Below are 12,851 nucleotides of genomic sequence, written 5' to 3'. Positions count from 1 at the left end.
GCTTTTTGATTATTTACTTGTTTTTCAGATTAGCTTTTTACTGGATCTGGTAAAACTGTACCTTTAATTGTAAGTACTTTTGTTGGTTGTCCTTCAGCGTTAGAAGTTACAGTAACTGTTTTTGTAAATGCACCAACTCTATCAGTAGCATATTTTACACCAATAACACCTTTAGCTCCTGGAGCGATTGGCTCTTTTGGAGTAGTAGGAACAGTACATCCGCAAGATCCCTGAGTGTTTGTAATAATTAATGGTTTTGTACCATTGTTAACAAAAACGAATTCACGTTTACCGTCAGCATTGTGAGCAACAGTTCCGTAATCGATAGTTTCAGTTTCGAAAAGCATTCCTGCTCCTTCAACTTTAGCAACTTTAGCTGCTTTAGCTTTTTTAGTTGTTTGTGCGTTAGAAGCTGTAATACCAGCTACAGCTAACATAGCGAATAAGATTATTTTTTTCATCTTTATAGGGTCTTTTTTAAATGATAAACAAAGCTATATAAAATTCTCAAATCAGAACCTAAAAATATCTTAAAATATTTTAATTTTTGTAGTCCTTCGATATTCTTTCAAAATATCATAAATTCGCTGTCTTAATTTTTTCATTTAAAATATATCAATTTGGCAGCTAAAGAAAAAGTGGCGAAAGAAACGCCCTTAATGAAACAGTACAACGAAATCAAGAGAAAATATCCTGATGCATGTCTGCTTTTCAGAGTAGGGGATTTTTATGAAACCTTTGGTGAAGATGCTATCAGATCTTCTAAAATTCTAGGTATTACATTAACAAAAAGAGGAGCAGGATCTGATACAGAAACAGCTCTTGCAGGTTTTCCGCACCATTCTATCAATACCTACCTGCCTAAATTGGTTAAAGCCGGACTTCGTGTAGCAATCTGCGATCAGCTTGAAGATCCAAAAATGACCAAAACTATCGTAAAAAGAGGTGTAACAGAACTGGTAACTCCAGGAGTTTCTTTAAACGATGAGGTTTTACAATCCAAGTCAAACAACTTTTTGGCATCAGTTTCTTTTGCTAATAAAAATGTAGGAATTGCTTTTCTGGATGTTTCTACAGGAGAATTTTTAACAGCACAAGGAAATGCTGAATATATAGATAAGTTATTGCAGAATTTTAGTCCAAGCGAGGTTCTGGTTCCTAAAAACTGTAAAAATGAATTCAAGGATGCTTTTGGAGAAGATTTTCACAGTTTCTTCTTGGAAGATTGGATTTATAAAGAAGACTACGCTTTAGAAACGCTTACCAAACATTTCCAGACCAACTCCTTAAAAGGATTTGGAGTTGAAGAATTGAAAGAAGGAATTGTTGCTGCCGGAGCAATTTTGTATTATTTGTCAGAAACACAGCATAATAGAATACAGCATATTACCTCAATTCAAAGAATTGCAGAAGATGCGTATGTATGGATGGATCGTTTTACCATTCGTAACTTAGAACTGTATCACAGCTACAATCCAAATGCGGTAACACTTTTAGATGTAATCGACAGAACGCTTTCCCCAATGGGAGGTCGTTTGTTAAAACGCTGGCTGGCGCTTCCTTTAAAAGATAAAAATAAAATCAAAGGACGCCATGATGTTGTGTCATATTTAAAAGGAAATCCTGAAATTCTGCAGGACATTCAATATCAAATAAAACAGATTTCAGATTTAGAGCGTTTGATTTCTAAAATCGCAGCGGGAAAAGTTTCTCCGCGTGAAATTGTGTATTTAAAAGAATCGCTCGATGCTATTATTCCAATCAAAACACTTGCGTTGCAAAGTCCGCAGGAAGCAGTAAAAGTAATTGGAGATAGTCTGCATTCTTGTGATTTGTTAAGAGAAAAAATTCAAACTACTTTAAATCAAGATGCGCCGGTTGCTATTGCAAAAGGAAATGCGATTGCAAAAGGAGTTAATGAAGAATTAGATGAACTTCGTGCTATTTCTACTTCAGGAAAAGAATTTTTGGAAGGGATTGAAAAAAGAGAATCTGAGCGTACTGGGATTTCATCTTTAAAAATATCATTTAATAATGTTTTCGGATATTATATTGAGGTAAGAAATACACATAAAGATAAAGTTCCGGAAGAATGGATTCGTAAGCAGACTTTAGTAAACGCAGAACGTTATATCACCGAAGAATTAAAGGAATACGAAACTAAAATTTTAGGTGCCGAAGAGAAAATCTATAAAATAGAAACCGAACTTTTCGAGCAGTTAGTAGCTTGGATTGCAACTTATATTAAGCCGGTTCAAATGAATGCCTTTTTGGTAGCGCAACTGGATTGTTTATGTTCGTTTACACAGCTTGCAAATGAAAATCAATATGTGTGTCCTGAAATCGATGAAACTTTTGAGTTACAGATTAAAAACGGAAGACACCCTGTAATCGAAAAACAATTACCAGTTGGAACTCCATATATAGCGAATGATGTTTTCTTAGATCGAGAAACACAGCAGATTATCATGATTACAGGGCCTAACATGTCGGGTAAGTCTGCTATTTTAAGACAGACGGCTTTAATTGTTTTATTGGCTCAAATGGGAAGTTTTGTTCCTGCTGACAGTGTAAGAATGGGAGTGGTAGATAAAATTTTTACAAGAGTAGGAGCATCGGATAATATTTCGATGGGTGAATCTACTTTTATGGTGGAGATGAACGAAACAGCTTCGATTTTGAATAATATTTCAGACCGAAGTTTAGTCCTTTTAGATGAAATTGGAAGAGGAACGAGTACGTATGATGGAATCTCGATTGCTTGGGCAATTGCTGAATTTTTACACGAACATCCGTCAAAAGCAAAAACATTGTTTGCGACGCATTACCATGAGTTAAATGAGATGACCGAATCGCTGCCGAGAATCCAGAATTACAATGTAGCAGTCAAAGAATTAAAAGACACTGTTCTTTTTATTAGAAAACTGGAAAAAGGAGGAAGCGCACACAGTTTTGGAATTCACGTGGCAAAAATGGCCGGAATGCCGCAGTTGGTTATTTCGAAAGCTCAGAAACTTTTAAAGAAATTAGAAAAGAATCATTCTAGTGATGCTTTGAATGGAATAAAATCGGCTAATGATGAAATGCAGATGAGTTTCTTTAATTTAGATGATCCATTATTGGAAGAGATAAAAGAAGAAATTCTTGGTCTCGATATTAATGCAATTACTCCGGTTGAAGCATTGATGAAGCTGAATGAAATCAAAAGAATGTTAGTGAAGAAATAAGCTGTAAAAATTTTCAAGTTTAAAGATTAGGTTATCAGAATGTTATAAAAATATGTGGATTTTTTTTAGAAAAACACTTGTTTAATTGAATAAATGTCCTAAATTTGCACTCGCAATACGAAACAAACCAAGTATTGCAGGTTCTTAAATAAAATTTGAAATGCGAAAATAGCTCAGTTGGTAGAGCGCGACCTTGCCAAGGTCGAGGTCGCGGGTTCGAGCCCCGTTTTTCGCTCAAAACCATATAATGCTCGGATGGTGTTTTGTTTAATTAATTTTTTTTAAAAAATTAGCTAAAAAAACATTTAAAGCTTAATGCTCGGATGGTGAAATTGGTAGACACGCTGGACTTAAAATCCAGTGAACAGCAATGTTCGTGCGGGTTCAAGTCCCGCTCTGAGTACTAAAGCCTCTTCTTTTGAAGAGGCTTTTTTTATTCTGCAAACTTGCAGATTATAAATTTACGAAGTAAATTTATTAGGGAATCTAAAAATCAACAATCTAAAAACTAAAATTTCTAAATGGGTGCTTTTGTAATTAGCAGACGATTTAATGATGAATATAAATTTACCTTTACTTCGCGAAGAGGTAAAGTGATTTTTACAAGTTTGAGTTATGAGTTGAGGTTTGAGTGTGAAGAGGATATTGAGAAATTTAAAGCGAATATTGAACTTGCTAAATTTTTAAAATTTAAAGGCTCTGGAGGAAAGTATTTTTTTAAATTGATGCTTGGAGATGTTCATTTTGCAACAAGTCGAAAATACAGTACGGAATTGCTTTTGCAAAAAGGAATAAAAGAAATTGTAACCTACGCTTCTAGGTCTGAAATTTTGGATTTTTCTTCGAATGAATTGATTTTTGAAGATGAGGAAGTTTTGGAGGAGGAAGAGGTTGAGGATTGATTTTGGTGAGAAACAATAAAAAAAGCGTTCGCAATTGCGAACGCTTTTTTTATTGTTTGTGCTTGATAGCCAAATGCTGAGATTTGGGCAAAAAAAAACCATCGATTTCGATGGTTTTAAAATTTTTAGAACTTAGGTTCTAATTATTTTTTTACTTCTTTAGCAGCGTCTTCTACTTTTGCAGCAGCAGAGTCAACTTTTGCAGCAGCAGAATCAACAGTTGCAGCAGCAGAATCAACTACAGTAGCAGCAGAATCAACAGCAACAGCAGTAGAATCTACAGTTTCAGTAGCTGCAGCGTCAGCTTTTTTACAAGATACAACAGTTAAAACAGCAACAACAGCTAAACTTAAAAATACTTTTTTCATCTTACTTTATTATAAAAGGTTAATTATTAATTCGTGGCAAAGATATAAATTTTTTAATATGTAAAATATTTTTTCACTTTTTTTTTAAAATATTTTCCTTACTCACGATTATCTTAGTTATCAAAAAATATGCCAAAATAATAAAAATATATTAAATTGTTTAATGTTTTGCATAAATTATTTTTCGTTGCATAATTGATATTAAAAATACCAATTTTAATTCTTAGACTTGCGGTATATTTTGTTTTTTAAGAGTATTATATCTTCTTACAAAGTTCTAAAATTCGAATTATAAATCTCTTTTTAGAAAAATAAAGCGGGAAGAATCTGGTTTTTAGATCATATGGTCTATGAAACTATTTCCATTATGGTATTGGTTGCTCCTTTATGGTTTTGAATAAATAAACTGCAGATTTCACTTTTTTCCTTTAAAAAGCTCTTATCGTTAAGAAGACGATCTAAAATCTCTTTTAGTTCTTCTGCGTTCGATATTGGAATGCAGCCGCCAAGAGCAGTTAAAGAAACTGCTTCTGCAAAATTCGAATAATTAGGCCCAATTACTATTGGTATTCCGAACGTAGCAGGTTCTAGAATGTTGTGTATTCCAGGATTTCCAAAACCTCCTCCAACATAAGCAATGGTTCCGTAGCTGTAAATTTTGGTCAATAATCCAATCGTGTCAATTATAAAAACCTGATATGAGGCTAGGTCTTTGTTTTCTTTCTCAGAAAATAAAACGACAGATTTAGTGATTTGCGATTTAAGCTCTGCTATCTGATCTGGTTTGATGTTGTGCGGTGCAATAATGAATTTTACATGATCTGGTGCCTGATTAATATATTCCGCAATTAAAGCTTCATCTTTTGGCCATGAACTTCCAATCACTATTGTGGTTTGATTATTCTTGAAATTTTTAATGAAATCAAGTTTATTGTCTCTTTCTAAAATAGCATTTACGCGATCAAAACGAGTGTCGCCTGAAACGATTACATTTTTAAAACCTATTGCCTCAATTTTTTGTTTTGAGCTTTCATTTTGTACAAAAAAATAAGTGAACGCATTGAGTGCTTTTCTGTAAAAACCGCCGTACCATTTAAAAAACATTTGACTATCTCTGAAAATCCCAGAAATTAAATAAGTTGGAGTTGTATGGTTTTCAAGTTCTTTTAAGTAATTCATCCAAAATTCATATTTAATAAAAAATGCTTTTTCTGGATGAACCAGTTTGATGAATTTTTTTGCATTGCTTTTGGTGTCCAATGGAAGATAAACGGTCACATCTGCTACTGTATTATTTTTACGCACTTCGTACCCAGACGGCGAAAAAAAAGTAACCACAATTTTATGGGAAGGATATTTTTCTTTGATTTTTTCTATAACAGGAAGTCCTTGTTCGTATTCGCCAAGTGAAGCCGAATGAAACCAAATAGTCTTGTCTTCTGGTTTTATTTTTTCTTGCAATATGTAAAAAACATTTTTTCGGCCTTCCACAAAAAGGGTAATTTTCGGACTAAACAATGCAATGATTTTTAAGAAAAATCCTGCTATATAAATAACTAAATTGTATAAAAAAAGCATGTAGTAATTTTTGCAGCTAAATTACATTTCTTTCGACTATTTTCATTGGTGTGAAGCTATTAATAACTATTTTTGTTCCTCCTTTTAGAGATTTTGGTTTAAAAACAGGGTCTTTAATTTTTTAAATACACTCAAAAATGAAAAAAATTCAAATGGTTGACTTAAAAAGTCAATACGAAAAAATAAAATCTACTGTAGATGCTTCAATTCAAGAAGTTTTAGATACCAATACTTACATTAACGGACCTTTGGTTCATCAGTTTCAGAAAAATCTTGAAGATTATTTAGGAGCAAAACACGTGATTCCATGCGCAAACGGTACCGACGCTTTGCAGATTGCCATGATGGGACTTGGTCTTCAGCCGGGAGACGAAGTAATCACTGCCGATTTTACTTTTGCAGCAACTGTTGAGGTTATTGCTTTATTGCAATTAACTCCAGTTTTGGTTGATGTTGATTTAGTAAATATGAATATCGATATTGATGCTGTTAAAAAAGCAATTACTCCAAAAACTAAAGCAATCGTACCAGTTCATTTATTTGGACGTGCTGCGAATATGGATGCGATTATGGAAATTGCAGCAGAACATAATTTATATGTAATTGAAGATAATGCACAAGCAATTGGTGCAGATTATATTTCTAAATCAGGTTCAAAAGCTAAAGTGGGAACAATTGGCCACGTTGCAGCGACTTCTTTCTTTCCTTCTAAAAATTTAGGATGCTACGGAGACGGAGGAGCGATTTTTACCAATGATGATAAATTGGCGCATATAATCCGCGGAATTGTAAATCACGGAATGTATGAGCGTTACCATCACGATGTTGTGGGGGTTAATTCACGTCTAGATAGTATTCAGGCAGGAGTTTTAAATGCAAAATTGCCTTTGCTGGATGAATATAATAAAGCACGTCGTTTAGCCGCAACAAAATACAATGCAGCTTTTGCTGGAAATAAACATATTATTACGCCAGATTTCGATACAAATGAAAATGATCATGTTTTTCATCAATATGTGTTACGAATTATTGATGCAGACAGAAATGCTTTGATGCAGCATTTGTTGGATAAAGGAATTCCATGTGCAATTTATTATCCAATTCCGCTTCACTCTCAAAAAGCATATTTAGATCCTCGCTATAAAGAAGAGCAGTTTCCGGTAACCAATCAATTAGTTCAGGAAGTTATTGCATTGCCAATGCATACAGAACTTGATGACGAACAAATTAAATTTATTACAGACAGTGTTATCGAATTTTTGAAATAAAAATTATATATCAGCCAAAAAATAACCACAAAACAACCAAATAATGAAAGTATTAGTAACAGGAGGATTAGGATTTATAGGATCTCATACTGTAGTAGAATTGCAAAATGAAGGCTTCGAAGTAGTAGTAATTGATGATCTCTCTAACTCTTCCGAAGATGTTTTAAAAGGAATTGAGAAAATTACAGGAAAACAGCCTGTTTTTGAAAAAATCGATTTAAGAGAAAAGAAAGACGTTCAGAATTTCTTTAAAAAACACGAAGATGTTACTGGTATTATTCACTTTGCGGCCTCAAAAGCTGTTGGTGAAAGTGTTGAAAATCCATTATTGTATTACGAAAATAATATCAGCAGTTTAGTATATCTTTTACAAGGATTACAGCAAAAAACTGAAGCTAGTTTTATTTTTAGTTCGTCTTGCACAGTTTACGGTCAAGCCGAAAAAATGCCAATTACAGAAGATGCGCCAGTTCAGGCTGCCATGTCGCCTTATGGAAACACAAAGCAAATAGGCGAGGAAATTATAAATGATACGGCAAAAGTTACCAATATAAGCGCAATTTTACTGCGTTATTTTAACCCAGTTGGAGCGCATCCTTCTGCAGAAATTGGAGAATTACCATTAGGAGTTCCTCAAAATCTGGTTCCTTTTATTACACAAACGGGAGTAGGGCTGCGTCAGGAATTATCGGTTTTTGGTAATGATTATCCAACACCAGACGGAACTGCTGTTCGCGATTATATTCACGTTGTCGATTTAGCAAAAGCACACGTAATTGCTTTGCAGCGTTTATTGAATAAAAAGAATTTAGCAAAAGTAGAAACTTTCAATTTAGGAACAGGAAAAGGAAGTTCTGTACTCGAAGTAATTCATAGTTTTGAAAAAGTCAGCGGTAAAAAACTGCCGTATAAGATGATGCCACGCCGTGAAGGTGATATTACTGAAGCGTACGCAAATACAGATAAGGCAAATAATGTCTTAGGATGGAAAGCAGAATTAAGCTTAGACGAAGCAATGGCAAGTGCTTGGAAATGGGAACAAAAAGTGAGGAATAAATAGTTTTTTTATAAAATTATAAATTTTAAAGTCCCAGATTATAGCAATATAGTTTGGGATTTTTTTTAATGACATTTGGTTTTTATGAAACAAAATTTAGATTACAAATTGATTTTTGCCCTTGCAGCAGTTGGAATTATCTGGGGCACAACATTTTTAGGAATTAGAGTGGCGGTAGAAACGATTCCGCCTTGGTTTGTAACTTCCATCCGTCAAGGACTTGCGGGATTAATCATGATGATTATCTTGCTGTTTAAAAAAGAATTGAAATGGATTGGCTGGGAAAATTTAAAACATCAGCTCGTTCCTTCTATTTTGATGATCGTGGTGGCAAATGGTTTTACGACCGTTGCCGAACAAACTGTACCAAGCGGATTGGCTTCGGTAATTAGTGCGATGTCTCCAATACTTATTTTTCTGGGCAGTATTTTATTTAAATTGCAAAAGCCAAGTTTAAAAGGATTTGTTGGAGTTATAATAGGATTTTCGGGAGTCGTTTTTATATTCAAAGACGGATTGGGATCATTTTTAGATGCCGATTACAGAATAGGAATGATGTTTATGGGGTTTGCAATTACTGCTTGGGCGGCAGGAACAATTTATACCAAAATCCATGGGAATAAATCTAAGAATATAGTGCTTAATTTATTTTATCAGTTTACAATGGCTTCGTGCATCCAGATCGTTTTAGCGTTTATTTTTTCGCCTACTATCGATGTGAGCTTATGGAGCGCTACAAGTATTTTCGCAGCATTGTATTTGTCAATTTTTGGATCTGTAATTGCTTTTTTCAGTTATAATTATGCATTGAAACACGTAACGCCGGTTCAGGTTTCTATTTTAGCATATATTAATACTATAATTGCGGTATTTTTTGGATGGCTGATTTTGGATGAAAAGATCACCATTGATTTTATAATTGCAACAATCCTTATTATTTTAGGAGTTTTTATTATTAACTACAAAAAGAAGGAAAAGCTTCCAGGAATTGAAAACAAGTAATAAAAAACAAAATCCTCATCACTAATTAAAGTTGATGAGGATTTTTATTTTTATGCCTTCCTGCAAGGTTTTCAAAACCTTGTAGGTCTGTCTTTTATACATCTTAGATATCTACAAGGTTTTGGAAACCTTGCAGGAGTTGCAGTTGAATACTAAAAATTAAGCATTCGCAGTAACCGCTTCTTTATCGATTTTATTAATCAATCCAGTTAATACTTTTCCTGGGCCAACTTCAGTAAATAAAGTTGCACCGTCAGCGATCATTTGCTGAACAGACTGAGTCCATTTTACAGGAGCAGTCAATTGGATGATTAAGTTCTTTTTAATTTCGTTTGCATCAGAAACTGCATTTGCAGTAACATTTTGATACACTGGACAAATTGGAGTAGAGAATGTGGTTGATTCGATTGCAGCGGCTAATTCTTCTCTTGCCGGCTCCATCATTGGCGAGTGAAAAGCACCTCCAACAGGTAAAATTAAAGCACGTTTTGCTCCAGCCGCTTTCATTGCCTCACAAGCTTTTTCAACAGCAGAAGTTTCTCCAGAAATTACCAATTGACCTGGGCAGTTATAGTTTGCTGCGACCACAACTCCATCAATAGAAGCGCAAACTTCCTCAACAACATTATCAGCTAAACCTAAAACAGCAGCCATTGTAGATGGAGTGATTTCGCATGCTTTTTGCATAGCTAAAGCACGTTGAGAAACCAATTTAAGTCCGTCTTCAAAAGATAAAGTTCCGTTTGCAACTAAAGCAGAGAATTCTCCTAAAGAGTGTCCTGCAACCATTTCCGGTTTGAAATCTTCTAAAGTTTTAGCTAAAATAACCGAGTGTAAAAATACAGCTGGCTGCGTTACTTTAGTTTCTTTTAGTTCTTCGGCAGTGCCTTCAAACATGATATCTGTAATTCTGAAACCTAATATTTCATTAGCTTTTTCGAATAATTCTTTGGCTAAAGCCGAATTTTCATAAAGGTCTTTACCCATTCCTGTGAACTGTGCGCCTTGACCCGGAAATACGTATGCTTTCATTTGTCTAATTTAATTTTTACTTTTTTTAAAATTGAAAATTAGTTTCAATTGGAAGGCAAAAGTACTATTTTTTTAGCTCGTATAACCCTTAAACATATAAATCCATGCTAATCTTGAAAATCTAAGATTAAAAGGAGTAAGTAAAGTAATTACAACAGCAATAATAGGAAGGATTCTTAAATCGAAGTTGGTTTCGAAAAAATACTGTGCAATACAATACGTTGCAATTCCTTGAGCTACTGTTAATCCGTAGTTTACATACATGGCTCCGAAGAAATAACCAGGTTCTTTTTGAAATTTATAATGACAATGACTGCAGTATTCATTCATTTTTGGAAAACTGAAATTCAGAAAAATATTTTTGTCTGTAAAAACTTTTCCTTTATGACAAATCGGACATTCATTTCTTAAAATATGAGTTAATGCACTTGACATGATAGTATTGATTTTTGTTTATACAAAGGTAATTCAGAGGTTTGTAAAAGTCTTTTTTATATCTTCGCTTATTATAGCACAATAAAGACATTTTTTGGTAAATTTTCAAAATCTAAATTCCAAATTTCAAATCGAGCAATAGTATTCTGTAATCAGAAAACAATAAATATTTTTTATGAAAAGGTATCCAATTTATAGTGTTCAGAATTTTAGCTGTAACGACATTCACCGCGATTTTTATGTAAATACTTTTACAGAACATTTAAAAAGCCACAGTTTTGTCGAAGAACCGCATCGTCATGATTCGTATTTGATGGTTTTTTTCACCAAAGGATCAGGATTGCATGAAGTCGATTTCGATCAATTCGGAATCAAAAGAGGAAGTCTTTTTGTGCTGCAGCCTGGACAAATGCACCATTGGAATTTATCTGAAGATATTGAAGGTTTTGTGATTATCTTTTCTCAGGAATTGTACAATCTGTATTTCGGACAAAAAAAGATCAACGATTATAATTTTTACCATTCGATTCATAATAGGCCGGAAATGGTTTTTGAAGAGAATGAAATCCCAAAAATCCTTCCTTATTTCGATTTATTGATTCAGGAAAACAGTCAAAACAACAAATATCAATTGGATAAATTATTGAATCTTTTGGACTGCATTCATATTGAAGTAGCTCGAAAATACAGCGAAACGTATTCACATCAAACGCATTCCTACAATATCAAAATCAATACATTCGAATCGCTTTTGGAAGAATATTTCAGAACCGAAAAACTGCCTTCATTTTATGCAGAAAAACTAAATATCACACTAAAACATTTAAACAGAATCTGCAACGAAATCCTCCAAAAAACAGCAACGGAAGTAATTACAGATCGTGTTATTCTCGAAATCAAAAGAATGTTGATCGACAAGCAATTAGCTGTAAACGAAGTGGCTTTTAAAGTAGGTTATGAAGATTACTCATACTTCTCCAGATTCTTTAAAAAACAAACCGGAATGTCTCCAACAGAATTTAGAAACACTTTGCGTTGAGTTTTATAGCCACGAATTCACGAATTATTTTTTTATTAATCTTTGGCTATTATTTTGGTTTCACGCAGATTTTACAGATTGATGCAGATTAAAATAAAATCTGTGCTATCTGCTTAAATCAATTTAAATCTGCGTGAAATAAAATAATTCGTGAATTACTTTGTCTATTTGCTATCGCTCGGGTTGTGGCGAAAAAAAAGCCCTGCATTTATATGCAGAGCTTTTAACCAACCAATTAAATCTGATCTTAAAGCAAAAGATTAAGCTTGTTTTACGAATTGTAATTCAATGTTTAATTTTACTTCTTCACCAACTAAAACACCGCCAGTTTCAAGAGCTGAGTTCCAGTTTAATCCCCAATCTTTACGATTAATTTTTCCTTCTATGCTTAAACCAACTTTGGTATTTCCCCAAGGATCAGTCAAGATTCCGCTGTATTCTACTGGAAAAGTTACTGATTTTGAAACTCCTTTAATGTTTAAATCTCCAGTGATTTCATAGCTTCCTTCGTTGATTTTTTTGAAAGATGTAGCTTTGAAAGTCAATTTTGGATGATTTTCAGCATCAAAAAAGTCACCGCTTCTTAAGTGTCCGTCTCTGTCTGCATTTGCAGTGTCAACAGAAGCGATATCAGCAGAAAATTCGATAGCTGCGTTTTCGAAGTTGTCTCCGTCTGTAGTGATTGTAGCTTCGTAAGTTCCAAATTTTCCTGAAACATTAGTAAACATCATATGTTTTACTTTAAAACCAATTTCTGAGTGAGTTGGGTCAATTGACCATTTTGTAGTTGCCATAATTTTATTTTTAAATAATTAATTTGTTTCATTTTGATAGGACAAAGTTACGGTGACCGTTGTCCTGAAGCACTTAACCTAGATTAAGAAATGCTATATGTAAAAGGCTTTTTTAACCTGCGAGGACTTCTATTAATAATAAAGTTAAA

General features: G+C 33.7%; 12 protein-coding genes and 2 tRNA genes. 8 read left to right on the top strand and 6 right to left on the bottom strand.

What is annotated here, in order from left to right:
- Positions 1 to 29 precede the first annotated feature (29 nt).
- On the bottom strand, positions 30 to 461 hold the full coding sequence (locus P2W75_RS01360) for a DUF1573 domain-containing protein (RefSeq protein WP_194138804.1): 432 nt from the start codon (positions 459 to 461) through the stop codon (positions 30 to 32).
- A gap of 159 nt (positions 462 to 620) precedes the next feature.
- Here P2W75_RS01360 and mutS point away from each other — a divergent pair, with 159 nt between their 5' ends.
- The 4 genes from mutS to P2W75_RS01340 all read left to right on the top strand — a co-directional run bounded on the left by mutS (position 621) and on the right by P2W75_RS01340 (position 4,129).
- Positions 621 to 3,227 (top strand): DNA mismatch repair protein MutS, encoded by a 2,607-nt coding sequence (gene mutS, locus P2W75_RS01355; protein WP_276378623.1) that lies wholly within the window; start codon positions 621 to 623, stop codon positions 3,225 to 3,227.
- A gap of 162 nt (positions 3,228 to 3,389) precedes the next feature.
- A tRNA-Gly gene (locus P2W75_RS01350) sits at positions 3,390 to 3,462 on the top strand.
- An 82-nt stretch (positions 3,463 to 3,544) separates the two neighbouring features.
- A tRNA-Leu gene (locus tag P2W75_RS01345) sits at positions 3,545 to 3,630 on the top strand.
- A gap of 118 nt (positions 3,631 to 3,748) precedes the next feature.
- A complete protein-coding gene (locus P2W75_RS01340) occupies positions 3,749 to 4,129 on the top strand; it encodes a DUF1508 domain-containing protein (protein WP_207297697.1) in 381 nt (126 codons plus the stop codon).
- Positions 4,130 to 4,272: 143 nt separating this feature from the next.
- Here P2W75_RS01340 and P2W75_RS01335 read toward each other — a convergent pair whose 3' ends face one another.
- Both P2W75_RS01335 and P2W75_RS01330 read right to left on the bottom strand, forming a co-directional pair.
- Entirely contained in the window at positions 4,273 to 4,497 is a 225-nt protein-coding gene (locus tag P2W75_RS01335) for a hypothetical protein (protein ID WP_012023801.1), read from the bottom strand.
- A 348-nt stretch (positions 4,498 to 4,845) separates the two neighbouring features.
- Entirely contained in the window at positions 4,846 to 6,075 is a 1,230-nt protein-coding gene (locus tag P2W75_RS01330) for a 3-deoxy-D-manno-octulosonic acid transferase (protein WP_276378622.1), read from the bottom strand.
- A gap of 137 nt (positions 6,076 to 6,212) precedes the next feature.
- On the opposite strand from P2W75_RS01330, the gene P2W75_RS01325 reads away from it, so the two are divergent.
- From P2W75_RS01325 to P2W75_RS01315, 3 genes are all read left to right on the top strand, one after another.
- Positions 6,213 to 7,343, top strand: coding sequence for a DegT/DnrJ/EryC1/StrS aminotransferase family protein (locus P2W75_RS01325; protein ID WP_276378621.1), 1,131 nt, complete (start codon positions 6,213 to 6,215; stop codon positions 7,341 to 7,343).
- Between the two features lie 43 nt (positions 7,344 to 7,386).
- A complete protein-coding gene (galE, locus tag P2W75_RS01320) occupies positions 7,387 to 8,403 on the top strand; it encodes a UDP-glucose 4-epimerase GalE (RefSeq protein WP_276378620.1) in 1,017 nt (338 codons plus the stop codon).
- 81 nt (positions 8,404 to 8,484) lie between these two features.
- Entirely contained in the window at positions 8,485 to 9,402 is a 918-nt protein-coding gene (locus P2W75_RS01315; protein WP_276378619.1) for a DMT family transporter, read from the top strand.
- Between the two features lie 159 nt (positions 9,403 to 9,561).
- On the opposite strand, the gene fabD is transcribed toward P2W75_RS01315, so the two are convergent.
- Both fabD and P2W75_RS01305 read right to left on the bottom strand, forming a co-directional pair.
- A complete protein-coding gene (gene fabD, locus P2W75_RS01310; protein WP_276378618.1) occupies positions 9,562 to 10,434 on the bottom strand; it encodes an ACP S-malonyltransferase in 873 nt (290 codons plus the stop codon).
- Positions 10,435 to 10,506: 72 nt separating this feature from the next.
- The gene (locus tag P2W75_RS01305) at positions 10,507 to 10,869 is read right to left on the bottom strand and encodes a DUF983 domain-containing protein (protein WP_207297691.1); all 363 of its coding nucleotides are present in this window, start codon (positions 10,867 to 10,869) and stop codon (positions 10,507 to 10,509) included.
- A gap of 175 nt (positions 10,870 to 11,044) precedes the next feature.
- Between P2W75_RS01305 and P2W75_RS01300 the strand changes: the two genes are divergently transcribed.
- Positions 11,045 to 11,908 (top strand): helix-turn-helix domain-containing protein, encoded by an 864-nt coding sequence (locus P2W75_RS01300; RefSeq protein ID WP_276378617.1) that lies wholly within the window; start codon positions 11,045 to 11,047, stop codon positions 11,906 to 11,908.
- Between the two features lie 260 nt (positions 11,909 to 12,168).
- Here the strand turns inward: P2W75_RS01300 and P2W75_RS01295 are convergent, their stop codons facing one another.
- Positions 12,169 to 12,702 carry a YceI family protein gene (locus P2W75_RS01295; RefSeq protein ID WP_207297689.1) on the bottom strand — a complete coding sequence of 178 codons (534 nt, stop codon included), beginning with the start codon at positions 12,700 to 12,702 and terminating at the stop codon, positions 12,169 to 12,171.
- Between the last annotated feature and the right edge of the window lie 149 nt (positions 12,703 to 12,851).

This window comes from Flavobacterium sp. H4147 (assembly GCF_029360735.1).
Classification (GTDB): domain Bacteria; phylum Bacteroidota; class Bacteroidia; order Flavobacteriales; family Flavobacteriaceae; genus Flavobacterium; species Flavobacterium endoglycinae.
The sequence above is the reverse complement of the archived record's forward strand: the minus strand, read 5'-3'. Positions and strand labels throughout refer to the sequence as shown.

What these genes read in the sequence shown, in the direction of transcription:
- P2W75_RS01360 (WP_194138804.1), bottom strand. Translation starts at nt 461, where the DNA reads ATGAAAAAAATAATCTTATTCGCTATGTTAGCTGTAGCTGGTATTACA.
- P2W75_RS01340 (WP_207297697.1), top strand. Translation starts at nt 3,749, where the DNA reads ATGGGTGCTTTTGTAATTAGCAGACGATTTAATGATGAATATAAATTT.
- P2W75_RS01335 (WP_012023801.1), bottom strand. Translation starts at nt 4,497, where the DNA reads ATGAAAAAAGTATTTTTAAGTTTAGCTGTTGTTGCTGTTTTAACTGTT.
- P2W75_RS01330 (WP_276378622.1), bottom strand. Translation starts at nt 6,075, where the DNA reads ATGCTTTTTTTATACAATTTAGTTATTTATATAGCAGGATTTTTCTTA.
- P2W75_RS01325 (WP_276378621.1), top strand. Translation starts at nt 6,213, where the DNA reads ATGAAAAAAATTCAAATGGTTGACTTAAAAAGTCAATACGAAAAAATA.
- galE (WP_276378620.1), top strand. Translation starts at nt 7,387, where the DNA reads ATGAAAGTATTAGTAACAGGAGGATTAGGATTTATAGGATCTCATACT.
- P2W75_RS01315 (WP_276378619.1), top strand. Translation starts at nt 8,485, where the DNA reads ATGAAACAAAATTTAGATTACAAATTGATTTTTGCCCTTGCAGCAGTT.
- fabD (WP_276378618.1), bottom strand. Translation starts at nt 10,434, where the DNA reads ATGAAAGCATACGTATTTCCGGGTCAAGGCGCACAGTTCACAGGAATG.
- P2W75_RS01305 (WP_207297691.1), bottom strand. Translation starts at nt 10,869, where the DNA reads ATGTCAAGTGCATTAACTCATATTTTAAGAAATGAATGTCCGATTTGT.
- P2W75_RS01300 (WP_276378617.1), top strand. Translation starts at nt 11,045, where the DNA reads ATGAAAAGGTATCCAATTTATAGTGTTCAGAATTTTAGCTGTAACGAC.
- P2W75_RS01295 (WP_207297689.1), bottom strand. Translation starts at nt 12,702, where the DNA reads ATGGCAACTACAAAATGGTCAATTGACCCAACTCACTCAGAAATTGGT.